This window comes from Anaerococcus sp. NML200537 (genome assembly GCF_026131715.1).
Classification (GTDB): domain Bacteria; phylum Bacillota; class Clostridia; order Tissierellales; family Peptoniphilaceae; genus Anaerococcus; species Anaerococcus kampingae.
This window is the reverse complement of sequence record NZ_JAMXSL010000018.1, coordinates 1-26,063: the sequence shown is the minus strand read 5'-3', so window position 1 is coordinate 26,063 and position 26,063 is coordinate 1. Positions and strand designations below refer to the sequence as shown.

The window sequence follows — 26,063 nt, the reverse complement described above, 5'->3', positions numbered from 1 at the left end:
TAATATTATATTGTAAAATATATTAAATTGCTAGTTATTTTTTATCTTTTAGCCTTTTTTAAAGCCTCTTCTTCAGCCTCAGATAATTCCTCCCTAGCCTTACCGCTTACAACTTCCTTTAAATAGACGTTTGAAGTGTTATCTCCATATAGACTAGTTAGGATAATTCCATTATGAAAATTATCAAGCATACATAAACAGAAAGAAAGTTCTCTGCTTTGTCCTTCAAAGGCATCGAAGTGAACTGTAGATATATTGCTTACAGCGCCCATTGTTGTATCTTTTGCATCTGCTGCTGTTTTATTTATATTTTTTAGCTCCTTGTGGGATGATTCTATCTGGTCATTTAGCCTATTTAATAGCTCTTCTATGTTTACATCTGGATCATTACCTCTTAGGAGGTGATCGTATCTTTGTTTTTGTCTGCGTGTTCTATTTTGTAGGGACTTAATCATGGCAAATTGTATGACTACGACAAGTGCCAAGCATCCCATTCCTATATATAATCCTGTCAAGATTTCCTTCTTTCTATGATAATTAGATTTTTTACATAAAGCTTTTCAGCTTCACTTTTTACTTCATCTATATTATACTTAAAATTTGTTTGATTTAAATTTATATCAATTGTTGGTAGGCTTGCATCAATTGCAGCCTTAAGGAGGATATTTGCAATCTCCCCATCTGAAATTGTATAAGATTTTCCATTTTCTAGAAAAAATCCTAAATGCTTCATAGCCTCTAAGATTAGGGTATTTAGCTTAATTTGTGGCCTTGCAGCATCTATAAAATATTTTTCATCGACATTTTTTTCTTTTATGCACTTATCTACCAAGATTGTCGCATATTTTATATCTTCATCAGCAAGGTCTGTTAGTAGGTCTGAGATATGATTTAATGTTTCACGTGAAACATTTGCCTGATCATTCTTAGCCCCGTAGTCCTTCTTATCCATCATAAAGATTAGATTTACTGCCATATTAGCAATCATTATTACAAGAGCTCCACCGCCTGGGTTTGCACTTGGCCTTCTAATCTCTCCTAAGAGTTTCTCAATCGAATAAGAATTAATCATCTTCACCAAGCCTCTTATAAATATTTTCCAAATCTTCTATAGAATAGCAATCTATTACTAGCCTATAAGTATCCTTATCCTTCTTTATAGATACTTTGGTTGAAAGCTTATCCATGAATTTTTCTTCAAAGTCATCAAAGAGGAGTTGGTCAAGGTTTGGTAGCTTTTCTTCCTTAGTATCTTTAGTATCCTTGCTTAGGTCTAAATATTTACCCTTGTGCTTTTCGTTTTCTATAGTTTTTGGACTTTCTTCTTTACTAGGCTTATCAGCCTTCGCTCTGGATAGTTCTTCTACTTCCCTTACGACAGTTTTGTTATTTTTATAATCTTCAAGAGCCTTTTTTCTATCATCCTCATCTTTTAAAGAAAGAAGGCTTCTGGCTTGTGATGATGAAATTTCACCCTTATTTAGAGCTTCTTTTTCAGAATCTTCTAGCTTTAATAGCCTCATGGTATTTGCTATATAGGACCTGGACTTACCCATCTTTTCTGCTATCTGATCTTGGGTTAAGTTATATGTTTCATAAAGCTTCTTGTAAGCTGTGGCTTCTTCTATAGAAGATAAATCTTCCCTTTGGACATTTTCTATAAGTGATAAAATTTCTATATCCTTATCTTCATAGTCTTTGATTATGGCTTCTATTTCAGTAGCTCCATTTAATATGCTTGCCCTATACCTACGCTCTCCTGCTAGAATTTCGTAATGGTCACCAGCTTTTGATAGGCTTATTGGATTTAAAAGGCCATATTCCTTTATTGACCTTGCCAAATCTTCCAGACCCTTTTGGTCAAAAGTTTTTCTTGGCTGGCCTTCCCTAGCCTTAATCTTATCAAGAGAGACCTTTATTATCCTGCCTTCATGATTTGTATCTTTAGCATCAGGTATAAGAGATGATAGGCCCCTGCCTAGGCTTCTTTTCTTATTCATACGTCCTCCGATATTTCTTGAGCTAGGCTGATGTAGGCCATAGCTCCCTGGCTTTTTGGATCATATTCTACCGCTGACTTGCCATGGGATGGGGCTTCAGCAAGTTTTACATTTCTAGGTATCATTGTCATAAAGACCCTATTTTTGAAATATTTCTTTACTTCTTCAACTACTTCATAAGCAAGTTTTGTTCTCTTATCAAACATAGATAGTAGGACTCCTTCTACATATAAGTCCTTATTTAGAGATTCTTTCACAAGCTCAAAAGTATTCATAAGTTCGCTTACTCCCTCAAGAGCATAGTATTCTGTCTGTATTGGAATTATTATAGAATTTGATCCTACTAGAGCATTTATTGATAAGAGTCCTAGAGAAGGTGGTAAGTCTATGAGGATAAAGTCATACTCGGTCTTTATAGCCCCTAAAATTGTCTTAAGCTTCTGGGTTCTTTCTACTGGGTCAAGCTCTACAAGCTCAACTTCAAGACCTGAAAGAGAATTTTCTGAAGGAATTAAGTCTACGCCAGATTTTGTCTTTATTATATACTTATCTATATTTTCTAAAGACTCTTCTGGATTTTCTTCAACTGTTTTTTCTTCTTCAGTATTATCTTCTGCTATATCACCTGCGGTCACTTCTGCTTTTTCATCTTCAGGACTTGTAAAATAAAACAAGTCATAGATAGATGTCTCAACCTTATTTTTATCTATTCCCAAGCCTGTTGTGGCATTGGCTTGGGGATCCATATCTATTACTAAAACCTTCTTGTCTAGGTAGGCAAGGGCTACTGCCAGGTTTACAACTGTAGTAGTTTTTCCTACTCCTCCCTTTTGATTAAAAACTGATATAATCTTCATATACACCTCTTACTATTAAAATACTCATGTCAATGGCTTTATTCTTGCACACACGTCTTACCTTGTTACGTTCACCCTTGACCTTTACCTGCTTTATATATTTTTTTCCTTTATAGGAGACTCCTACATAGGCTACTCCCAAATGAGCGTAACCAGATGTGGCTATTCTTAGGTCAGAATCAAGTCCATCGAGCATCTCGCTTACAACTTCCTTGCTCACCACGTCGTACTTGTCGATTGTTTCATATGAAACACCTAATATTCTATGCTTAGCTTCATTAGAATAAGTCACAAAAGATTCCTTAAGCACATCGCTTGCCCCGCTTATATCTATAATAGAGCTTGCAATTAAGCCTCCCGTTATTGATTCAGCAGTTGAGACTGTCTCTCTCTTATTTCTCAGCTCATCTATTAAGACTGATTCACGAGCCCTATCATCAGTAGTTATAACTAGGCCTTCAAAAGCATCTTTCACACTTTTTAGTCCTCTTTCTAAAGACTTATTTAGGCTTTCTTCATCAGGACCAGAAGCTGTTATCCTTAGCTCTACACCGCTACTCTTGGCATAAGGGCTTATGGTTGGGTCAGTTCCAGAAAGGTCAATCCTGCTAGCCACATCCCATTCTCCAAGAAGACCTATCTTGCAGTTTATAGACCTTATATGCCTATCTGTTACAAGCTTCGGTGTTACTTCCGTATCAAACATATTTCTCATCTTGTTTGGTGGCCCAGGCATAAGTATGTACTTAGACTTATTTTTTGATTCTAAGATGCAACCTGGTGCTGTCCCTTGGGTATTTTTTAAAATCACCGCTGACTTAGGAAATACGGCTTGTTTTCTATTAACTTCCATAGCCTTATTTTTATTTTCAAAATATCTCCTAAGTTCTTCATAGGAATATGGGTCAAGGACCATCTCATCTTCAAGCCCGCAGACTTTTACTGCCACTTCTTTTGTAATGTCATCTTCTGTCGGTCCAAGGCCACCTGTTATAAATATATAGTCATAGACTCCATCAGCTTCCTTAAGCCCTTGATAAAGTCTATCCGGATTATCACCTATGGTTTCCATCTTATATAAATTTATGCCCAGGTCCTGGAGCCTTTCTGCAATAAATTTAGAATTTGTATCTAATATTGATCCTAGTAGGATTTCTGTACCTACCGAATAAATTATAGCTTTCATTATAACCACCTTAATGTTTCACGTGAAACTTTTATACTTATATTTTACTTCATAAGCTTATAAAATCTAATTTTGTGAAACAAAAAACACCTAGGCCTTATGCCTAAGTGTTGTAAGTGAATATATTCCTATGACCATAAATATTATATAAATACCAATGCCTATTGGGCTAAGACCTTGGTCGATTATCGGTATCAAGGCTAGGATATTATTTGTAGCGTGGATTATAATAGAAGCTTTTATGGATCTGGTCTTATAATAGGTCCATGCCAGTACCAAACCCATAACAAAAGTATTTGGGGACTGGAGTATATTAAAATGATACAAACTAAAAATCAACGCTGTTAGAAAGATTGTTGTCTTTACAGAAACAAACCTATTAAGCTCTTCAAAGAGGACTCCCCTAAAAAGAAGCTCTTCGACTATTGGTGCCCCAACAGCAACTGTAAGTATTAATACTAGACCATCAAGATTAGTCTGAGCATTGAAGGCATTTTCCATAAGGTTTAGGGCTGATGTAAGTAGTTCTGTACCCGCCATGGCCTTCATTATAATATTCGTTAAGAGTAGACCAAAGCCAACTGTACCTAAGCCGATTCCTACAAATCTTAGAGGCCTTTCAAGTTTTTCATTTTTTATATACCTTTGAGTAAAATTTCTATAAAATGTCTTATCACGCTTATCCATATATATGGCAAGGATGGTGAGCTTTACTAATTGCCCTGCCAAGAGCCCGTAGACCATATAATTAGCAGACTTAAGGAAGTCTCCTGTTTTTAGGACTGCTATAAGGCCTGGAATAAAGACACCTGTAAGAGCATCTATTACTATATTAAAGGCTAGAAATAATACTATAACAAGGAATGATTTTAAAAATTTCATATTTACTCCTTTGTTTCATATGAAACATTAAAGGGGTTTTCTCTTTGGGAGATTTTGTCCCCTTGGGTAGCTTTTCTTGCAAGATCTTACCTTTTTGACAATGACATTTACCCTCTCATTGCCAGCAAGGTTTAGCTGATCCATTTTTATAACTTCTCCGCCCAATATCTCAAGGGCACGAGATGCGTTTTTCACTTCTTCATCTGCCTTTGGCCCCTTAAGGGCAATAAAAAGTCCACCGACCTTGACGAAAGGCAAGCATAACTCTGATAGGGTTGCCATATTTGCCACAGCACGGGATACGACAAGGTCAAAGCCCTCCCTATGGTCCTTGGCAAAATCTTCTGCTCTGGTGTGGATGGCCCTAGCATTTTTTAAGTCAAGCTTTTCTATTACTTGGTTCATAAAATTGACCTTTTTGTTCACAGAATCTATTAGAGTAAGGTCAAAGTCCTTTTCAATCCTTAGTGGTATACCAGGAAAACCAGCCCCAGCACCTATGTCAAGGACCTTGTCACCTTCCTTAATATAGTCTATAACTGTAAGGGAATCCTTGAAATGCTTTAGCTCAATTTCATCCGGGTCTGTGATTGTTGTTAGGTTGGTGTGGGAATTGACTTCCAAAAGATAGTCTGTATAGATTTGATACTTCTTATCCATAAAGCTCTCCTGTCTTTAGTCTAATCAAAAGCACGTTAACATCAGCTGGGCTTACTCCAGATATACGGCTAGCTTGGCCGATTGATTCTGGCTTGATTTCGTTAAGCTTTTCTGCTGATTCCTTCTTAAGTCCTTTTATTTGGCTGTAGTCGATATCTGCTGATAATTTATGACCTTCTAGCTTTTTGAATTTTTCTATATCTGCCATTTGCTTTTTGATATAGCCTTCGTATTTGATTTCTGTTTGAACTTGGATTTTTATATACTTAGGAAGGTCTGGCCTTTCTTGGTCAAAAATTTCTGTCATCTGATAGGTGATTTCAGGTCTTTTTATAAGCTCATATAAGCTTAGGCCCTTATTAAGAACAGTAGAACCCATTTCTTCTAGGGCCTTGTTTGTTTCATCTTTTGGAGTAATGTGGACGTTTTTAAGCCTATCAATCTCATTTTCTATCATAGCCCTCTTATCAAGCATCTTTTGATAGCGTTCATCAGATACAAGGCCTATGTCGTGGCCCTTTTTGGATAATCTTTGGTCGGCATTGTCCTGTCTCATGGTGAGCCTGTACTCGCATCTTGAAGTCATCATCCTATAAGGCTCGTTAGTTCCTTCTGTGACTAGGTCATCAATTAGGACCCCTATATAGGCATCTGACCTATCTAGGATAAATTCATCTTCACCCTTTATCTTAAGGGCTGCATTGATCCCTGCCACAAGGCCCTGGCCTGCAGCTTCCTCATATCCTGATGAGCCATTGATTTGGCCTGCAAAATATAGGCCGTCATAGTCTTTTGATTCCAAGGTTCTCTTTAGCTGTCTGGTATCGATCATGTCATATTCAATAGCATAGGCAGGTCTCATTATCTTTACATCTTCAAGACCGATAATTGTCCTGTAAAATTCTTCCTGAACCTCCTGTGGAAGGGATGAAGATACCCCTTGAACATACATCTCATTTGTCGAAAGGCTTTCTGGTTCGATGAAGACTTGGTGGATATCCCTATCTGGGAATCTTACCATCTTATCTTCAATTGACGGACAATACCTAGGACCAATTCCCTTGACCTTGCCCCCATAAATTGGTGACCTTTCAAGATTATCCATGATGATCTCTTTGGTCTTTTCTGTGGTATAGGTAAGGAAGCAATTTTCTTGCTGCCTATCAGAAAAGTCCTTGCCTTCATTTATAAAGGAAAATGATATTACTTCGCTATCGCCCGCTTGGACTGTAGTCTTTTCATAATTTACGGAAGACCTATGAATTCTAGCTGGTGTTCCTGTCTTAAATCTGCGGATATAAAATCCCATTTCCTTTAAGGAATCGCTTAAGTAAGTCGCTGCTGATAAGCCATGAGGACCACTTACTTTAGCATAATCACCGATTAATATTGTTCCATTAAGGTAGGTGCCTGTACAAATTATAAGAGCCTTTGTTTCAAAGATTGCCCCTTGAACTGTTTCACATGAAACAATTTTTCCGTCTTCATAATTAATCTTATCTACTTCCTGCTCAAATAAATCAAGGTTTGGCTCATCTTCTAAGACCTTTTTCATCTCTTCGTGGTAGCGTCTTTTATCAGCCTGGACCCTAAGCGAATGAACAGCAGGTCCCTTTGAGGTATTGAGCATCCTTGATTGGATGAAGGTCTTGTCAATATTTATTGCCATCTCCCCTCCTAGAGCATCGATTTCTCTAACTATATGGCCCTTGCCGGTACCACCTATATTTGGATTGCAAGGCATATCTGCCACTGATTCCATAGATGTGGTAAGGACAAGGGTCTTCATGCCGAGTCTAGCTGCGGAAAGCGCCGCTTCACATCCTGCATGGCCAGCCCCAACGACAACTACATCGTAGGATCCAGCCTTATATTTTCTATTTTCCAACGCAAAACTCCTTAAATACTTTATCCATTATCTCTCCTGATACACTCTCACCAATTATTAGACCCAGATCTTCATAGGCAGAAGATAGGTCCACCTCACAAGCATCTATAGGCACTCCCATCTGCATATCGTGAAGGGATGAAGCAAGCTTTTCTCTAGCAGAAGCTAGGAGCCTTTCATGTCTAGTATTGGTAATAAGGACTGATTCCCTATTTAAATCCTTGGTATCAAAAATATCTCTAATTGTATCTTCCAATTCCTTTATACCCAAAAAATCGGTCATAGATGTCCTAATGATTGGTAGATTTAGATCAAAAACTTTCTCATCAAAAACAGGGTCAAGGTCAGTCTTATTGAGGATAATTATAGCGTTCTTATCCTTGATAAGGTCTAAAATCTTTTGGTCTTCTTCATCAAAATCCCTAGATAGGTCAAAAATCGCAAGGATAAGGTCAGACTTATCTACCAAGTCAATTGACTTATCAACTCCGATTTTTTCAACCAAATCATCAGTATCCCTAATACCTGCCGTGTCGTTTATCTTAAGGGTAAAATCTCCCAGGGAAATATATTCTGTAATAAGGTCACGGGTAGTGCCTGGTATATCTGTAACAATAGCCCTATTCTCATCAAGAAGGACATTCATAAGAGAGGACTTGCCCACATTTGGCTTACCGATAATTGTAGTATTTATACCATCTTTCACAAGCTTACCCTTATTAGAAGTTGAGGAAAGCTCATCAATCTTATCCTTAGCTTTAATCAAATAGGCTTCTATATCTGATACAGGCAAATCTTCCCCATCTTCAGTAAAATTAATAGAATATTCTAGACGGGCAAGGCCCTCCTTTAGGTCATTTCTAATATCTTCTATCTTCTTACTAAGAGAGCCTTGCAAGTGGCTGACACCTTGACTTGCTGAAAGCTTATTGGTCGAATTAATTATATCAAGAACAGCCTCAGCTTGAGAAAGATCAATCCTTCCATTAAGAAAGGCCCTCTTAGTAAATTCACCAGGCTCTGCAAGTACGCAGCCCTCATCTAAGAGCAGGTTTAAAATCTCTCTTACAGAAATAAAAGATCCGTGACAATTAATCTCGCACACATCTTCTCTAGTATAGGTGCCAGGCCCCTTCATAAAGGCCACCATCACCTCATCTATAACATCCCCACCCTTATTTACGATATTTCCATAACGCAAATACCTATTGTCCTTATCAGGGTCAACTGGCCTATTGTTAATAGGCCTAAAAATCTTATTAATAATCTCTAGGGACTTATCCCCACTCATTCTGACAATTGATATCCCACCAGTCCCTGCTGGAGTAGATATAGCTGCTATTGTACTTGCCATCATTCCTCCTTATAAAATTAGTGATTATCCACTACTTTGACTAGTGGTCTTTAACATAAGGATTATAATAGAAAATAGGAATTTGTCAACATTTACAGGACTTATAAATCATAGAACCAAGCCCTTTGTAAAGAATTTTTAAAAAAATATGAAATCTTATCAAAAAATTTGATAAAATCTTTGGTTTTAGGGCTAAATTATGATATATTAGAAGTATAGTTTATTAAGATAATCTAAACATTTTTTATTTAGTGGACCAGATTCAAAAGTCCTTAGCGAAAATCGCAAAATTTTTTTTGGAGGAAATATGCAATTATCGTCACTGTCTAGCCTAGAATGGAACCTAATCGCAGGTGGGCTAGCCATATTCTTATTTGGTATAAGTTTAATGGGTGATGCCCTAACCAACTTTGCAGGCCCAAAATTAAGAGGCTATGTAGAAAAATACACCTCAAATCCAATCAAGGGTGTCTTTGTCGGAATCTTTATAACAGGACTTATCCAATCATCATCAGCAACAACAGTAATAGCCATAAGCTTCGTAAGAGCAGGCATCATGAGCCTAGAACAAGCCATAGGTATAACCCTTGGAGCAAACATAGGTACCACAGTCACATCAATCTTAATAGGTTTTGATCTAGGATATTTCGCCTACTTCATAGCCCTAATCGGTGTAGGTATCTTCATGTTCTCAGCCAGAAGAAAAAATAAATACATAGGAGAAATCTTAGTCGGTTTTGGTCTATTATTCATAGGTCTAGAAATGATGGGAGGATCTCTCACAGCACTAAAGGATGTGCCAGGATTTGAAGATGTAGTAGCAAATATGGCCCAAAACCCAATAATAGCAGTAATAATCGGTGCGGCCCTTACAGCCCTAATCCAATCATCATCAGCCTTCATCGGTATAGCCCAGTCCCTCTTTGCATCAGGGGCAATCGACCTAAACGTCGCCCTAGCCCTCATGTTTGGTGCAAACATAGGTACCTGTATCACAGCAATATTAGCAAGTCTGGGAGGATCCCTATCAGCAAAAAGAACATCACTCTTTCACATCCTCTTTAATGTGTCAGTATCATTGATTTTCTTAATCTTCCTAAACCCATACAAAATACTAGTAGAGCACATAGCAGGGGCCATAGGAGCCAACAAGCTCATGACCATAGCGGTAGGACACTTCACCTTCAACTTCATAGGTATGGTAGTCTTCTTACCACTAATCAGCCAAACAGCAAGGCTCTTAAGACACATAATACCAGGCAAGGATTCAATCCTAACCGACCTAGGCAACCTAGAACTTGATGAAATGCTAATCGAAAAATTCCCAGCGGCAGCCCTAGATCAAATAAGGACAGCCATCATCCAGGAATCAGTAGTAGCCCTAGAAACAATCAAGGCCAGCAAGGAATACCTAAACACCAAAGACAAAAAATACTACCAAACAGTCAAAGAAGCTGAGTCAATGGTCAACGATATGGACACCAAAATCCAAGCCTACCTACTAAACTTTGCCCAAAACCAGGCTCCAGTAGACATAGAAGCAGAGCTACAATCCTACCTACAAGTCCAAATCAACGTCGAAAGAATATCAGACCTAGGAGAAAATCTAGCAGAATACTTCAACGAAATCCTAGAATCAGGTTCATCCTACAATGAAGAAGCGGTAGCAGACCTAAACGAAATCTACGATCTAGTAATAAACAACATAGCAAGCGCAGTAGAAGTCTTCGAGCTAAAAGACTTAGCCAAATATAACAAGCTAAAAGAAGACGAAGCCGCCCTTGACCTAATGGAAGTAAAGCTAAGAAAGTCCCACTACAAGAGACTAAAACAAGGTCTAGACATCACAACAATGGCAAGCTACGTCTTCAACGACATCCTATCAACTATGGAAAGAATCGGAGACCACGCCTACAATATAGCTAGACTAACAGTAGAACCAGTAAAAACCCACACTGGCTACCATATAGAAGGTGAAAACTAAAAAACAAAAGGCTTGAGCAAAAACTCAAGCTTTTCTTATTAGAAAATTTTTTTATTAAAAAATAAAGGAAGGCACCATGGACAAATCATATATCTTCAACCTATACCTCCTAGCAAGAATGACACTCGCCCTGGCATCAGGTTTCATAATAGGAACAGAAAGAGAAAACAAAAATAAATCAGCAGGATCCAGAACCCACACCCTAGTCTGCCTAGGAGCATGCCTAGCCATGATAATATCCAAATACGGCTTCTACGATGTCAAACACTTCGATGCAGCAAGAGTCGCAGCCCAAATCGTATCAGGAGTAGGGTTCTTAGGAGCAGGCCTCATCTTTGTAAAAAACTACGGAGTCACAGGACTAACCACAGCAGCAGGCATATGGACCACATCCATCATAGGCATGGCCTTTGGAGCCGGTATGTATTTCATAGGAATCATAGCCACAGGCTTCATAGTCTTCTTCCAATCCTATATGTTCAAAGGAGAAATCTTCCAAAGACACACCCAATACACCGCCCTAATAGAATCAAAAGACTCCAAAATCCTAGAAAAAATCGACACCTACGTCGAAGAAAACAAGCTCCACAAAAAAGGCTACAACCTAAGATTCAAAGATGACAAATTCATCCTCAACTTCAACATCTACCCAAAAGATAAGGAAGAACTAAACAACTTCATCACCTTCCTAGAAAACGACCTCCATGTTGAGAAGTTTGATATATTTTAGCACCAGAGCTTGAGCAAGACTCAAGCTTTTTTTCTTGACCAAAGCATTTGTCATTGTATATAGTAAGCAAATGAAAAAATAAAGCTAAAACGTATAATGTTAATAATTAAACACCAGCGAATAAATAAGGAGAAACAATGCTAACAGGAGAATTACGAAACAAGGTCGATTCCATATGGACAACCCTATGGACAGAAGGATCTACCCAGCCCCTTGTAAATATAGAACAAATAACCTACCTACTATTCATGAAAGGATTAGACGAAAGCGAACTAGCCAAAGAAGAAGACTCAAACCTCCTAGGCCTAAGCCATGAATCAATCTTTCCTGAAGATAAGCCAGAATACAGGTGGCACGTCTTCAAAAACATAGGAGATGCAGGCAAGATGTTTGACCTCATGCAAGCAGAAATATTTTCCTTCATCAAAAATCTCAAGGCAAATGATGAAGATGCAGCCTTCTCCAAATACATGAAAGATGCAACTTTCAACATAAACAAGGCCCAAACCCTCCAAAAGGTAGTCACAGCCATAGACGACCTACCAACAACAGACAACGATATCAAGGGAGACATCTACGAATACCTCCTATCAAAACTAGCCACATCAGGCACCAATGGTCAATTCCGTACCCCAAGACACATCATCAAAATGATGGTAGCCATAACAAAACCTAATGCAGATGATATAATCGTAGACCCAGCCTGCGGGTTTCGTGTCATAATAGTGATAGAGGCAAATAGTTATGTAAATATAAGGAGTTCAAGACTTCTACCAAAGTTTAAAACTCAAAAAATAAATAGTTGGTGTGCTGCTTAGAGTATCCATTTTAACAATGGGTATTGTAAATAGCATACCAATAAAACAAAGGATTCTTTAAAGAGTCTTATTTTGTGATGAAAATTTAATATGCAAATCTCAGACGATAGAAAGTAATAATTCTGTCGTCTTTTTTATTTCAAAGAAAGGAGGCAGGAATGAATTTTGATTATTTTTATAATAGGCAATCTGAGATGTATAACTTCATTAGGTTACCTATGGTATTAATGGAAGATGAGATTTTTGAGAGCATTTCCATTGAAGCTAAAGTTTTGTATTCATATATGCTTAATCGAATGGGTCTTTCATATAAAAATGGCTGGATAGATGAAGACGGAAAAGTCTTTATTTATTACACAATTGAAAGCATAAAAGATCAATTTAATTGTGCAAGTGAAAAAGCGAATAAATTAATAGCTGAGCTTGATATTAAATCAGGAATAGGACTGATTGAAAAGAAAAGACAAGGACTGGGAAAGCCTAACAGAATTTATGTTAAAGACTTTATGAGCATATTTAATAATATGGAATTAAAAAATCAAGAAGTTCGAAAAACAAAATTCCAGAAGTTCGATAATCGAAATTCAAGAGATTCGAATATCGAAAGTCAAGATTTTCGAAAATCGGAAGGTAACTATAACAATATTAATAATAATGAGTTAAGAAATAATGATTTTAGTAAAGGGCAAAAATCTTATGGAATATATAAAAACATATTTTTGACTGATGAAGAATATAAGGACTTAACAAATGAGTTAGGAAGTAGAATTAATGAATACATTGATAGATTGTCGTCGTATATGAAAGCAAATAACAGAGTGTATCAAGATCACAAGGCAACAATAATTAACTGGTATCTTAATGATCAGGCAAAAAACATTAATGATAATACAACAAGGAAAATGAATTACGATATAGGAGAGAGTTTATGAAGAACTTAAAAGATTTTGTATTAAGAGAAAATGATATTGAAAGAAATGGACATATTTATTGTAAGGTATGTGATAAAAGAGTCGATGGAGAATTACTTGACCTTGGCTTTACAAAGTTTATTCCCAGAATTAAATGTGAATGTGAAATAAAAAGAGATAAGGAAAATGAAGAAAGAGAAAGACTAATGAAAATATCATCGCTAAAAAGAGATTGTTTCTCATCGCCACTCCAACACCAATATAATTTTGAGAGATTCTTAAATGAAAAAGGTCAAGCTTACAAGGTTGCTTACAATTATGCTAAAAGCTTTGAACAAATGAAGGAAGACAATGTTGGACTTTTATTTCATGGAGATGTTGGCAGTGGAAAGACTTATCTTGCTTGTTCTATTGCAAATGAATTAATTGAAAGAGAACAAGTTAAAGTTAAGATTATGAATTTATCTCAGGTTATAAATCAAATACAAAAATCAGCATTTAAGCTAGATTCAAATGAAATTATAGATAACCTATCAAACATTCCGTTGTTAATTTTAGATGATCTTGGAATTGAAAGGGATACATCTTATGCAAGAGAACAAGTATATAACATTATAAACTCAAGATACTTAAAAGGTAGGCCGACAATTTTTACTACAAACTTATCATTGGAAATTATTCAAAATCCTAATATTGAACTTGAGTATCAGAGGATATATTCAAGAATACTTGAAATGACAATACCAGTTAAAGTTACGGGAGAAGATTTTAGAAGAAAAATCCATCAAGAGAAGTTAAGAAAATACAAAGAGTTACTTTTATATGGAGGTGGAATAGATGATTAATGAAGAAGTATCTAGGTCGAGTCTTAACCTTGAAGTAAGGCTTGCAAAAGCAACAAGTAAAGCAATTCTTGATGCCTTAAAGAAAGTTCACAAGCAAATAGAAGATCAAGGAGGCTTGAAAAATGTAATAAAAAATAATGGAGAAGAAGTAAAACTAAAAGATATGGTTAAAAAGGGACAGTTAGAAGAAATTAATCTAAAAGATCCTGAGTTAAAAGAATTAAAGAAAATTTTAAACAAACACGGAGTGAAGTTTTCTGTTATGAAAGATAAGGAAACTGGTAACCACTCTGTGTTTTTTCAATCTAAGGATATAAAAGTAATGGAACACGCCTTTAAAAAAGCAGTTAAGGCTTCTGAAAAAAAGGCCGATAGAAAAGATTCAATAACGAAGACTATAAATAAGTTTAAAGATATGGCTAAGGACACCATTAGTAAAGATAAAGTTAAAAATAAACATAAGGAGCAAAGCTTATGATAAGTAATCTAAAAACATTTGAAAATAAGAATTTTGGGAAACTCACTGTTATTGAAAAAGATGGTGAGTTTTTCTTTATAGCAAATGAAGTAGCAACTATGCTAGGATATGTCAATCCCAGAAAAGCTATTTATGACCATGTAGACGAAGAAGATAAGGGTGTAACGAAATGGAACACCCCTGGAGGAATACAGAATATTTCAATAATTAACGAATCAGGATTGTATTCACTTATCCTCTCATCAAAACTACCACAAGCAAAAATATTCAAAGCTTGGGTAACTAGAGAAGTCTTACCAAGTATTAGAAAAAACGGAGGATATATAGTAGGGCAAGAAAAGAAAACTAATGAAGATCTACTTGCAGATGCAATTCTTGTAGCCAATAGAATTATTGCTGAAAGAGAAGAAGAAATTGAAGAATTAAGACCAAAGGCAGATTATTATGACAAATTAGTAGATTATAACCTACTTACAAACTTTAGAAATACTGCCAAAGAGTTAGGAATACCACAAAATCAATTTATAAGTTTTTTAATAGATAAAGGATTAATTTACAGAGATAAGAAAAAGAAACTCTTACCTTATGCAGATAAGAATAAGGGATATTTTGAAGTAAAAGAATGGGTTGATCCACTAGGTACACTTGTAGGTATACAAACATTTATAACACCAAAGGGAAGACACTACCTACTAATTTTATTAGATAGCGAAGGTTTCTACGATGAATAAGATATTGGAAGCTATTCTTTCTGATATTAAAAACTTAATTAAAATAGACAACCCAAAGAAATTTATATTATCAAACATTCCTTATCTATCATTTTTCTATATTGGTAATATATTTTCTAAACACATCAATTCTTATGTAGGAGGAGATATTATAGATAGAATAATGGTGGGAATTTCTGATATAGGAACTTTATCCTATATACCAAGCCTTAATCCAAGGGACTTGTTAGTAGGTATTTCAGTTGCTGGTCTTGTTAAGCTAATTGTTTATATTAAAGGTAAAAATAAAAAGAAATATAGGCAAGGTAAGGAATATGGTTCTGCAAGATGGGGAGAAAGTAAGGATATTGCTCCATATATTGACCCTAAGTTTGAAAACAATGTACTAATAACTAATACCGAAAGACTTACAATGAACTCAAGACCTAAAAATCCTAAATATGCTAGAAATAAAAATGTATTAGTAATTGGTGGTTCTGGATCAGGTAAGACAAGATTTTATGTAAAGCCAAATCTAATGCAAATGCACTCTTCTTATGTAGTAACAGACCCTAAGGGGACACTTGTGTTAGAGTGTGGGAAAATGCTTTATGAAAATGGATATGACATAAAGATTTTAAATACAATAAACTTTAAAAAATCTATGAAATACAATCCCTTTGCTTATTTGAGAAGTGAAAAAGATATTTTAAAACTTGTGCAAACAATAATTGCTAACACCAAGGGAGATGGAGTAAAGGCAGGAGAAGATTTCTGGGTAAAGGCTGAGAAGTTATATTACACTGCCCTTGTCGGTTATATCTATTATGAAGCACCAGAAGAAGAAAAGAACTTTAAGACACTTTTGGATATGATTGACGCAAGTGAAGTCAGAGAAGATGACGAAACCTATATGAACCCAATTGATAGGCTCTTTGAAGCTCTTGAAAAGAAAGATCCAAGTCATTTTGCAGTTAAGCAATATAAGAAATATAAACTGGCAGCAGGAAAAACTGCCAAGTCAATTCTAATATCTTGTGGAGCAAGACTTGCACCTTTTGATATAAGAGAGCTTAGAGAACTAATGAGCGAAGATGAATTAGAGCTTGATAAAATTGGAGATAGAAAAACTGCTTTATTCGTAATAATATCAGATACAGATGATACCTTTAACTTTGTAGTTTCAATAATGTATTCTCAACTATTTAATCTTCTATGTGATAAGGCAGATGATGTGTATGGTGGAAGACTTCCAGTTCATGTTAGGTGTCTACTTGATGAGTTTGCAAATATAGGATTAATTCCTAAATTTGAAAAATTGATTGCAACAATTCGTTCAAGAGAAATATCGGCAAGCATAATACTGCAAGCACAATCTCAATTAAAAGCAATCTATAAAGACCATGCAGATACAATAGTTGGTAACTGCGACTCTACACTCTTTTTAGGAGGAAAAGAAAAAACAACAGTAAAAGAATTATCTGAAACCTTAGGAAAAGAAACCATAGACCTATATAACACATCAGAAACAAGATCCAATCAAAAATCTTTTGGTCTAAATTACCAAAAAACTGGCAAGGAACTTATGAGTCAAGATGAAATAACTGTAATGGATGGCGGTAAGTGTATTTATCAGTTAAGAGGAGTAAGACCTTTTCTATCTGATAAATTCGATATTACAAAGCATAAGAATTACAAGTTGTTGGAAGATTATGATAAGAAAAACTTGTTTGATGTGGAAGAGTATTTAACAAATAGAGATAAGGTAAAGTTAAAATCAAGTTATAAGATAAATAGGTTAAACATTTGAGTTTATGGAGAAAGCAAAATGTGTGAAAATAGAAAATCATCTTTAATTATATTAAATATAAATGGAGAGCAGTTTATTCTAGAAAGTTATACAGAACTTACAAGGGATAAGAAAAATTATATTGAAGCAATATGTGAGACAATGTACGATGAAAGTAATGAATGGTATGAAGATATATACGATATGTCCCCATATGATATAGCTGAGCTATTTGAAAAAATAGTAAAAGAAGAAGTAGGAATAACTGTTACATTTAAAGCGATAGACCTTGAAGTATCGATTTTAGAAGACTAGAAATAAAGTGTTGATAGGCGATAGAAATTAAAAACTCTATCGCCTTTTTTTATACTCAAAATTAGGAGGTTTAAATGGTAAGGATAAGAAGTCCCACTTAAAACAATTTAATATATTAGGCATTTAGCGATTGAATCATAGGTTCAGTCGCTTTTTTAATTGAAATTTATAGATTAAGGAGAAGAAATTAATGGATAGAGAAATGATAAATATTAATGCAAATTTAGTTAAGGAAGCTGAATTTTCAGAATTTGAAAAAGATGGAGAAAGTGTTCAAGTAGCAAATTTTGCTCTTGTTAAAAATTATGGAAAGGGCAAGGAATATACAAATTGCTCAGTATATGGAGAAAAGGTAGAAATTGTAAAAGAATTTAAAAAAGGAGATCTAATCCATGTCTTTGGATATTTCAAAGAAAACAAAAAAGGAGATAAGGTCTACAAGAATTTTATAGTTAAATCACTAAACAAAATAGAAAATAAGAAAGAAAACGAGGAGGAATAATATGGAATTTTTTACAGCTGGAGTTGGAGTTTTAAAGACACTTGTAACTGCAATTGGTGCAGGTTTAGGAGCATGGGGAGTTATTAACTTGATGGAAGGTTATGGTAATGATAACCGTGCGACACGTTCATAAGTGAAAAGCTTATGCACTAAGTCGAAGGACTGAAAGTTCAAAACTTAGGAGAACTGGCAATCTGATAGGTAGAATGACGGGGTAACGCCCTGAAATGCCTACACTGATACTCCGATTGGCAATGAATATTAGACTATTTCATTGTCAAAAGCTCGGTGAAGTCGGCAGAGAGTAGCCGTAAGACTGATATTAACATCAGACACGAAAGCTGTTCAGAGGTGGACGGTGCTACCTATATGTCGGGTGTCGAATACGCATGGTGAGAATGTGTATACCAAAGCACTGACGTACTTCCGAATGTAAGGGTCTAAACGTTTGAATTTGCCTAACGGCAATTCCCATCAAAGATGGGGTGTTTGTGGATGAGTAAGAATGGTTGTTATGAAAATCCATATATCGTTACAGGCGATATGGTGAAAACTAAACACAGGCTTAGAGGAAGAACCTAAACGTATTCAAAGATAAGATTGTCGGAACGTGGTAAGCCAAGAGCATGGAAGCAGTCTAATGCTAATGAAGTGTTGAATGGGAAAATGACTGAAAAAAACAGCATATAACCATTCTTTATCTCGGTGAAAGTGGTGGCACAGTACCTATGAAGCGAAAATAATAAGTTCGTGGAGGGATAGCCACCAGTCACATGAAAGTACAAGAACTGAAATTAAGACAAACACAGCTTCGAGTATGACAAAGAAAATCAAATCCGAAAGGAGATGGTGACTGTGTCCACTTCGAAACAAACACTGAAACAAAGCAAAATCCGTTATACGGAATACTATGACTTGCAAAAAGTCCTTGATGATTTATATGAAGATAGCGGTAATAATAAAGTATTTTCAAATTTAATGGAGTTGATAACTTCAAGAGAAAATATTAAACTTGCCTATCGTAGTATAAAAGGGAACAAAGGAAGTCATACGGCTGGGGTAGATGGCAGAACAATAAAACATCTATCAAGGCTAAATGAAGAAGAATACATTTCTCTCATACAAAAACAGTTTCATTGGTATAAGCCACGCCCTGTAAAGAGAGTGGAAATGCGAAAGCCTAATGGGAAAATTAGACCTTTAGGAATACCAACTATTGTAGATAGAATTGTACAACAATGTATCTTGCAAATATTAGAGCCGATATGTGAAGCTAAGTTTCATGACAGTTCCTATGGGTTTCGACCTAACAGGAGTACGGAACACGCTATTGCAGAATGTGCAAGACTAATGCAGATACAGCACTTACACTATGTAGTCGATATTGATATACAAGGATTTTTCGATAACGTATATCATGCAAAGCTCATAAGGCAGCTTTGGAATTTAGGAATCCATGACAAAAAGTTACTTTGTATCATTAAGGAAATGCTGAAAGCAGACATAGTTATGCCCGATAAAAAGGTAATTACACCAACAAAGGGAACACCACAAGGCGGTATATTATCACCGCTACTATCTAATGTAGTCTTGAACGAATTAGATTGGTGGGTTTCTTCTCAATGGCTGACAATGCCCACGCATTATCCATATAAACAGAGAACGAACAGTCAAGGAACAGAGATAAAAAGCCATACCTACAGAGCTTTAAGAACAAGCAACCTAAAAGAAATATACATTGTAAGGTATGCTGATGATTTTAAGATATTTTGCCGTAATTACTACGATGCAAAAAGAACCTATCAGGCAGTTACAAAATGGTTGCAAGACAGATTAAAACTAAATGTAAGTGAAGAAAAATCTAAAATAACAAATCTAAAACAAAAGTATTCGGAGTTCTTAGGTTTCAAGCTGAAGGTTAAACCAAAAGGCAAAAAGTTTGTTGTACAGTCGCATATAAGTGATAAGGCACTGAAAAATGCAAAAGAAGATATTTCTAAATGTGTTGCGGATATAAAAAGACCTGCAAACAAAAAGGAACAGTACAAAGCAATAGCCAAGTATAATGCCACTGTTTCAGGCTTGCATAATTACTACCAAATAGCAACAAATGTAAGTTTGGACTTTGCTAAAATAGCCTTTCACATTAAAAAGCAGATGAACAACAGACTTGATATTAAAACCAGTGGAACGCTAAACAAAGGATTTATCAAAGAAAAATATGGAAAAAGTAAACAGCTTCGCTTCCTTAATGGACATCCGCTAATTCCAGTTGGATATATTAGGACAAAGGACGCAAAACACAAGAAAAAGGTTGTAAATAAATACACTGTAAAGGGCAGAGCTTTTATTCATAAAAATCTGCAAATTGATGTAGATACACTTGTTTGGTTGATGAGACATCCTGTACTTGATAAGAGTATAGAGTTTGCAGACAACAGAATTTCGCTCTTTGCAGCTCAATATGGCAGATGTGGGGTAACAGGTGTAAAACTTACACCAAACGATATACATTGCCATCACAAGATACCGCTTGAACAAGGCGGTACAGACAGTTATAGCAACTTAATTCTTGTTACAGAAGCAGTTCATATACTTATCCATGCAACAAAAGAAGATACAATCCAAAAATATATAAAAGAGCTTGGCTTAACGGTCAAGCAGATCGAGAAATGTAATAAGCTTAGAAAAATGGCAGGATTGCCACTAATTTAGAAAAAAATAATTTGTTACGAAGTGTGTAAGTCTTAGTTAAAACGTGAAAATCTTTCTTGTGATGGAACGCCGTGTGCGGTGAAAGTCGCATGCACGGTGTGAAGTGGGGGAAAATCCGGAGATAACATCAAAGGATTACCTATCACTATCTGGTGCTAAATCTCAAGGTATTAAGCAATTTATGGCAAAATAAGGACGGAATAACACAACAAATTCTCTAAAACAAATCGCTTAATCAATGTAAGATTGAATGAAATCAATATTTATGCTATAATTAAATAAATCTAATAAAGAAAAAAAGAGGGATATTATGGCACTTAACTATAAACCATTATGGATACAGTTAGCAAAAAAAGGACTAAAGAAAACAGATGTAATAGCTATGGCAGGACTTACAACAAATGTTATGGCACAAATGGGAAAGGATAAACCAATTACATTTAAAAATTTAGAAAGAATATGTAAGGCTCTATCTTGTACGCCTAATGATATTATAAGTTTTGAAGACAATTTTAGTGAAGAGGAATAGTAAATGACTTTAGGGACAGAAGTTCAAGTTATGGATTATGCGAAATTAGTATTAGGATTTGATGAAGCTAAAGAAAATGTTGATCAAGGGACTGGTAAAATAAAAAGCTTTAAGTATAGATGACAAAACTAAGTCTAATAAGAAAGAACATAGCAAAGGTGCAGAGAGGTAAATATCGGCAGTCTTCGGACTGCCTTTATTTTATCTAACAAGTCTTGTCTATCATCGGCAGATTTTTTTATTAGATCATCGAGTTGGGTAATTGAATTAATTCCTTGTTCTCTTAATTTTATTATTGAATCAGCCATTGTTTTGATATTATGTTTTCTTGACCAGACTTCATAACCCTTAGATGAGTGTGCTTTTCTATCAGTTGATAGTTTTCAAATTAGAGAAGAATAGATATTATTGGGATAAATAGCAAATTGCAGATAAAAATCAGGATCATAACTAATATTCGTGAAGAGAGATTAATTCATAAAATTTATTAAATGATAATAATTATTGATATCAGGAGCGAAATATGCTATAATCTATAATTAAATGATAGTATCATTCATTTAACCAAATATAAATGTGGCATTTAAGATTAATAAAAACAAATGTAGATACTATTATTTAAAATAATACTTGTAATTTAATAAAGGAGGTATGCGGGAATGACAATAAAAGTGAACAGCGAAAAAAATGTTAACTATAATCAATCAAGCGTTGATTCTTGTTCTCACACACTGAGATCTAATTAATAAAAATTAAATCTTAAATGCCACAAATTAACTATCATATTAGGAGGTTAGATGTGAATCTTAAAGTAAATGATACAATTTCGGTATCTAAAATTAACAATAATCAAATCACTATTTATCAAGATAATTGTTTCAAAACCCTTGAATGCGATTACGAAATACTGAATGAGATACTACATTTAGTAAAAGAATTTGGCAATAGAGAAGAAATATACAAGAAATTTGGCAAATATTATTCGATTGAGGAAATAGATCAATTTATTGACGTGTTGATTACTGAGGGCATTCTATTGAATTCCAAAGAACTTAATTCGACACACGATTATGATAAATCTCATATTTTACTTATTTCTGATACAGAGATAAACAAAGAAATCAAAGATTTTTTTGTTTCCAAAATCGATGTTGATGTTATAAATGATGTATACGCAGTAGAAAAAGCAATAAAATCATCTGATTTTGATTGTGTTTTTTTAATAAAATCAAATATTAAATATAAAGATGTAATATGGTTAAATAAATTATTGATTAATGCTAATATTCCTTTTGTAATTTTAAGAAATGATGGAGTTAATTTAATTAGTGGGCCATTTATATTCCCAATGAAAAGTGCCTGTTATGAGTGCATTATACAACACCATATAGATAGATTAAATGAAAATTCTGAAAATAAAATAAGCATAGAAAACATAAAAAATCTTTATGTGTCTAAAAATCTAGATTTTTATAGCAACAAAACTTTATTTAATTTATGTTTAAATAAAATAGAAAGCGATATTCTTAATTTAAGAAAGAATAAAGTTAACTTTTATTATTTCCAAAAAGAAGAAATCTGGGATCTGAAAAGTAAAGAGCTTAAAACATGCGTATACTATCCAACGACTAATTGTAGTGCTTGTAATGGAATGACAAGAGAATTAATAGAGATTGATAAAAGTAAAAACGTAGTAGTTCCTAGATCAATTAAATTATTTAGTGATAGCAGTAAAGAGATAAAATATTTTAAAGGTGGTCTTAGAAGCGTAAGTCCTGAAGAAACACAAAATACTATAGAGAAAGCATTAAATAAAATAAATATTAATATTAACCTTACACGAGTTAATAACAAATTAAAAAATATACTTCCAGTATATAGAGCAAATGTGGATGTAACACATAAGAATAACACTCCTTATTTTATTCAATATCAGCGTTCATTTGGCAAGGGAATAACAGAGCAGCAAGCTTTGTTTTCGTGCACGTTTGAGCTTATGGAAAGATTAAGCTCTCATTATTATGGTGATATACCTTTACTACGAGCAAAACCAAGTGATATTAAAAATCATATTATAGATATTTCATCTACAACAAATCAAATTAAGCAAATATATGATAGATATGAAGACTATGATGAAAATATGGAAGTAGATTGGGTATGGGGGCAGTCATTAATAAGCAATCAGCCTAAACTTATACCTGCTTCAAGAGTCTTCTTAACTGGAGTTAAGTTCAAAGGAGACTTTGTTCCAGTCGGTTCATCAGGATTATCCTCTGGAGTCACTATTGAAGATGCAATATTACAAGGACTTTTTGAAGTTATAGAACATGATGCTTGGTGTATTGGACAATCAAATATTATAAAATTACCAATAATAGATTATTCTACTGTAAAAAAAGAAACTACAAAAGATCTTATCAGCAAAATACAGAATGAAGGATTTAGAATTATAAGTAGAGACTATACCAATGATATAGATATACCTACAATACGAACATGGATTATTGATGAAAATAATTATATAGAGTATGCAACAAATGGATTTGGATCATCTATAGATCCGGAGATTGCGTTAGAGAGATCTATTACTGAAGCTGTCCAAGGTAAATTACCACCTATTCAATCTAGAATTACAGAGTATGGGAGGAAAAACCTTACAGGCTTGATTAATAGCAGAGATAGTATCTTTAATTTAGGGTATTTTAAATTCAAAGATATGGATCTTAATTCAGAAAAAATGAAAAGCATGGATGAGTTCAAACAAAGTAAATTTGAAACATTAGAAGAAACATTAAATTTTGTTGTTTCAAAAGTAAATAAAGCGACCAATGGAGATGTTCTTTTTGTTGATTTAACAAATCAAAATCTAGGAGGAATTCCTTCAGTAAAAGTAGTAGTAACTGGTGATATACAAATAGTGTCTGAACCTCTATTATGCCCAAGTAATAGAATGTTAAAATTTAAAAAAATTATGGGATATTCAGATGAGGGAGTTAAATATACAGATTTGTTTTTAGGTGATTACCCTCATTAGGTGTAATATGAAGATTTTGAAAAAAAGTAGCAAAAATATATTAATGATTTTATATTTATTGTCTTTGATTTTGGACTGCATTTTAAATATAGCTGTTATTAATATCTCTTACGATCTAGTTTGGAGCAATAATTCTGCCAATACTAAGATGTTAATGTATATTTTAATATTAAAAGCATCTTTATATGTACTCATATTCTATCTTAAAAGAAAAAATGAAGATTTGCACGGAAAATTCAAAAATAAGATTAGAAGAGAATTTATTGAGGCTATTTTTCTTACTAAGAACATTGATGATTCAAAGCATACTGGAGAACTAACCACTGACTTATGGATGGGCATAGAATGGATGGGGGTTTATTATTTTGAAGCCTTGCCAGATCTAATATTTAAGCTAACTCTTTTAATATGTGGGATTGTGTATATGCTTTATGTAAATTACAAACTTGCCTTGTTATTTGTTGCAACGCTAACAATTATCTTTTTACTTGAGAAGTTATTTGACCCACTAATTTCCAAAAGCAGCCAAAAGGAAGGGCAAATCAATGAAGAATACTCTATGATGTCGATGGAAGCATTGAATGGATCAGAAACATTAAAGTCTTTAAATGGTGTAGATTTTTACAAATCTAAACTTAAAAATAAATCTAAATTGCTTAAACAAGCATCCATGGGCTTTGTTCATCTTACGACTTTATCACAATTATTTAAAGACGTAGTAATGAACATAATAAAATTACTATCATTAATAATTTTATTTAGATATATGATAATTAAGAAATTTGATATGAATATAGTTGCTACAAATGCATTCATATTGTTTATTATTTACAACTCAATAAGCACACTTCATGGGTCATTTTTAAAAATGGCAAAGGCAAAGGTATACAAGGAAAAAATTTCGACTTATATCAAGTGTTCTGAAGATTATAGAAGTTTAGATAAAACAGATAAAATTATTTCTGATTCAGATTATATTGTTTTTACCGAGGATTTATCTTACAAATATCCTCAAAGCAAAGATAGTGTTCTTAAAAATATTAATCTAAGAATAAAAGAGGGACATAAGTTAGCTCTAATTGGGAGCAGTGGCTCTGGTAAAAGCACAATAATAAAATGCCTTAGTGGATTTTTAAATAATTTTCAAGGTGAAGCTTTTGTATTTGGATTGGATTTAGCGGCGACAGGTAATTTAAAGGAAATAAAAAGCAAAATGTGTATTATTTTGCAAAAAAATCATATATTTAGCAACTCAGTATTTGAAAATATAAGAATATCTAAGAAAAATGCTACTGAGGATGAAGTTATAGATGCTTTGAAAAAGGCTAACATTTACGATTTTATATCTTCATTAAGCGATGGAATTTATACAAAAGTAGGAGAAGGGGGCTTTGAACTATCAGGTGGACAGAAAAGCAGAATTGCAATAGCAAGAGCTTTTTTAAGAGATGCCTCTATAATTTTACTAGATGAACCTACAAGCTCACTTGATAGAGAAAATGAGTTTAGAATAATCTCTAATTTAGAAGAATTGTTCAAGGGAAGAACTGTAATTCAAACAGCACATAGATTAGAAACCATAAAAGACTTTGATGAAATATCTTATATGGAAGGCGGACAGATTATCTATTCGGGTAATCATGAAGAGCTAATAAATATTTCAAGTGAATATAGAGAATATTTTAATAGATTAGGAGATGATATGGCTTATGAAGAATAGATTTGACAAAGCTATGTTTTTTATAGATAAATGTAAGTTTTTGAAGCTTAAAATCTTCTTATCATCTATTATAAAGGCACTTGTTTATATTTTACAGACAGTAAATTTAATCTTAGTAATATTTTTAATGTATGATTTTTATGAAAGTAATAT

At 34.1% G+C, this 26,063-nt stretch carries 23 protein-coding genes and 2 pseudogenes; 15 read left to right on the top strand and 10 right to left on the bottom strand.

The features are described from left to right. Positions 1 to 41: 41 nt before the first annotated feature. The 9 genes from NH288_RS06435 to mnmE all read right to left on the bottom strand — a co-directional run bounded on the left by NH288_RS06435 (position 42) and on the right by mnmE (position 8,827). Positions 42 to 515: a DUF4446 family protein gene (locus NH288_RS06435; RefSeq protein WP_265214032.1), complete on the bottom strand. Its 474-nt coding sequence runs from the start codon at positions 513 to 515 to the stop codon at positions 42 to 44. Next, on the bottom strand, positions 512 to 1,072 hold the full coding sequence (locus tag NH288_RS06430) for a cyclodeaminase/cyclohydrolase family protein (protein WP_265214055.1): 561 nt from the start codon (positions 1,070 to 1,072) through the stop codon (positions 512 to 514). Before NH288_RS06430 ends, NH288_RS06435 begins: the two co-directional genes overlap by 4 nt. Beyond that, complete coding sequence (locus NH288_RS06425; RefSeq protein ID WP_265214030.1) at positions 1,065 to 2,000, bottom strand: ParB/RepB/Spo0J family partition protein; 936 nt, start codon at positions 1,998 to 2,000, stop codon at positions 1,065 to 1,067. The genes NH288_RS06430 and NH288_RS06425 overlap by 8 nt, the downstream gene beginning before the upstream one ends. Beyond that, a complete protein-coding gene (locus NH288_RS06420; protein WP_265214029.1) occupies positions 1,997 to 2,857 on the bottom strand; it encodes a ParA family protein in 861 nt (286 codons plus the stop codon). The genes NH288_RS06425 and NH288_RS06420 overlap by 4 nt, the downstream gene beginning before the upstream one ends. Beyond that, on the bottom strand, positions 2,835 to 4,043 hold the full coding sequence (locus NH288_RS06415; protein ID WP_265214027.1) for a CinA family nicotinamide mononucleotide deamidase-related protein: 1,209 nt from the start codon (positions 4,041 to 4,043) through the stop codon (positions 2,835 to 2,837). Before NH288_RS06415 ends, NH288_RS06420 begins: the two co-directional genes overlap by 23 nt. Positions 4,044 to 4,133: 90 nt before the next feature. Continuing rightward, on the bottom strand, positions 4,134 to 4,925 hold the full coding sequence (locus tag NH288_RS06410; protein ID WP_265214025.1) for a CPBP family intramembrane glutamic endopeptidase: 792 nt from the start codon (positions 4,923 to 4,925) through the stop codon (positions 4,134 to 4,136). 27 nt (positions 4,926 to 4,952) lie between these two features. After that, positions 4,953 to 5,585 carry a 16S rRNA (guanine(527)-N(7))-methyltransferase RsmG gene (rsmG, locus tag NH288_RS06405; RefSeq protein ID WP_265214023.1) on the bottom strand — a complete coding sequence of 211 codons (633 nt, stop codon included), beginning with the start codon at positions 5,583 to 5,585 and terminating at the stop codon, positions 4,953 to 4,955. Continuing rightward, positions 5,578 to 7,473, bottom strand: a complete 1,896-nt coding sequence (mnmG, locus tag NH288_RS06400) for a tRNA uridine-5-carboxymethylaminomethyl(34) synthesis enzyme MnmG (RefSeq protein WP_265214021.1) — start codon at positions 7,471 to 7,473, stop codon at positions 5,578 to 5,580. Before mnmG ends, rsmG begins: the two co-directional genes overlap by 8 nt. After that, on the bottom strand, positions 7,463 to 8,827 hold the full coding sequence (gene mnmE / locus NH288_RS06395) for a tRNA uridine-5-carboxymethylaminomethyl(34) synthesis GTPase MnmE (RefSeq protein WP_265214019.1): 1,365 nt from the start codon (positions 8,825 to 8,827) through the stop codon (positions 7,463 to 7,465). Before mnmE ends, mnmG begins: the two co-directional genes overlap by 11 nt. Before the next feature lie 307 nt (positions 8,828 to 9,134). On the opposite strand from mnmE, the gene NH288_RS06390 reads away from it, so the two are divergent. The 13 genes and pseudogenes from NH288_RS06390 to NH288_RS06330 all read left to right on the top strand — a co-directional run bounded on the left by NH288_RS06390 (position 9,135) and on the right by NH288_RS06330 (position 21,153). Further along, positions 9,135 to 10,811 (top strand): Na/Pi cotransporter family protein, encoded by a 1,677-nt coding sequence (locus NH288_RS06390; protein WP_106461256.1) that lies wholly within the window; start codon positions 9,135 to 9,137, stop codon positions 10,809 to 10,811. Between the two features lie 76 nt (positions 10,812 to 10,887). Beyond that, a complete protein-coding gene (locus NH288_RS06385; RefSeq protein WP_265214016.1) occupies positions 10,888 to 11,541 on the top strand; it encodes an MgtC/SapB family protein in 654 nt (217 codons plus the stop codon). A gap of 137 nt (positions 11,542 to 11,678) precedes the next feature. After that, the gene (locus tag NH288_RS06380) at positions 11,679 to 12,359 is read left to right on the top strand and encodes a type I restriction-modification system subunit M N-terminal domain-containing protein (protein ID WP_265214014.1); all 681 of its coding nucleotides are present in this window, start codon (positions 11,679 to 11,681) and stop codon (positions 12,357 to 12,359) included. 158 nt (positions 12,360 to 12,517) lie between these two features. Further along, positions 12,518 to 13,291: a replication initiator protein A gene (locus NH288_RS06375; RefSeq protein ID WP_265214012.1), complete on the top strand. Its 774-nt coding sequence runs from the start codon at positions 12,518 to 12,520 to the stop codon at positions 13,289 to 13,291. Next, positions 13,288 to 14,115, top strand: coding sequence for an ATP-binding protein (locus tag NH288_RS06370; RefSeq protein ID WP_000793094.1), 828 nt, complete (start codon positions 13,288 to 13,290; stop codon positions 14,113 to 14,115). The genes NH288_RS06375 and NH288_RS06370 overlap by 4 nt, the downstream gene beginning before the upstream one ends. Then, positions 14,108 to 14,593 carry a PcfB family protein gene (locus NH288_RS06365; RefSeq protein WP_000606597.1) on the top strand — a complete coding sequence of 162 codons (486 nt, stop codon included), beginning with the start codon at positions 14,108 to 14,110 and terminating at the stop codon, positions 14,591 to 14,593. The genes NH288_RS06370 and NH288_RS06365 overlap by 8 nt, the downstream gene beginning before the upstream one ends. Next, positions 14,590 to 15,324, top strand: a complete 735-nt coding sequence (locus NH288_RS06360) for a BRO family protein (protein ID WP_265214004.1) — start codon at positions 14,590 to 14,592, stop codon at positions 15,322 to 15,324. Before NH288_RS06365 ends, NH288_RS06360 begins: the two co-directional genes overlap by 4 nt. After that, positions 15,317 to 17,113, top strand: a complete 1,797-nt coding sequence (locus NH288_RS06355; RefSeq protein WP_265214002.1) for a VirD4-like conjugal transfer protein, CD1115 family — start codon at positions 15,317 to 15,319, stop codon at positions 17,111 to 17,113. The genes NH288_RS06360 and NH288_RS06355 overlap by 8 nt, the downstream gene beginning before the upstream one ends. A gap of 18 nt (positions 17,114 to 17,131) precedes the next feature. Further along, the gene (locus NH288_RS06350; protein WP_265214000.1) at positions 17,132 to 17,407 is read left to right on the top strand and encodes a hypothetical protein; all 276 of its coding nucleotides are present in this window, start codon (positions 17,132 to 17,134) and stop codon (positions 17,405 to 17,407) included. A gap of 190 nt (positions 17,408 to 17,597) precedes the next feature. Beyond that, positions 17,598 to 17,909 (top strand): single-stranded DNA-binding protein, encoded by a 312-nt coding sequence (locus NH288_RS06345; protein WP_265213998.1) that lies wholly within the window; start codon positions 17,598 to 17,600, stop codon positions 17,907 to 17,909. Position 17,910: 1 nt separating this feature from the next. Next, positions 17,911 to 18,039, top strand: a pseudogene (locus NH288_RS06340) (Maff2 family mobile element protein); the annotation flags it as partial. A gap of 725 nt (positions 18,040 to 18,764) precedes the next feature. Beyond that, a complete protein-coding gene (gene ltrA / locus NH288_RS06335; RefSeq protein ID WP_265213991.1) occupies positions 18,765 to 20,624 on the top strand; it encodes a group II intron reverse transcriptase/maturase in 1,860 nt (619 codons plus the stop codon). Positions 20,625 to 20,934: 310 nt separating this feature from the next. Next, the gene (locus NH288_RS06330; RefSeq protein WP_004829719.1) at positions 20,935 to 21,153 is read left to right on the top strand and encodes a helix-turn-helix domain-containing protein; all 219 of its coding nucleotides are present in this window, start codon (positions 20,935 to 20,937) and stop codon (positions 21,151 to 21,153) included. Positions 21,154 to 21,341: 188 nt separating this feature from the next. Here the strand turns inward: NH288_RS06330 and NH288_RS06325 are convergent. Further along, a pseudogene (locus NH288_RS06325) lies at positions 21,342 to 21,533 on the bottom strand (endonuclease); the annotation flags it as partial. A gap of 419 nt (positions 21,534 to 21,952) precedes the next feature. Here NH288_RS06325 and NH288_RS06320 point away from each other — a divergent pair. Further along, the gene (locus NH288_RS06320) at positions 21,953 to 24,190 is read left to right on the top strand and encodes a YcaO-like family protein (RefSeq protein ID WP_265213987.1); all 2,238 of its coding nucleotides are present in this window, start codon (positions 21,953 to 21,955) and stop codon (positions 24,188 to 24,190) included. A 7-nt stretch (positions 24,191 to 24,197) separates the two neighbouring features. After that, complete coding sequence (locus tag NH288_RS06315) at positions 24,198 to 25,910, top strand: ABC transporter ATP-binding protein (protein ID WP_265213985.1); 1,713 nt, start codon at positions 24,198 to 24,200, stop codon at positions 25,908 to 25,910. Positions 25,911 to 26,063: the final 153 nt, after the last annotated feature.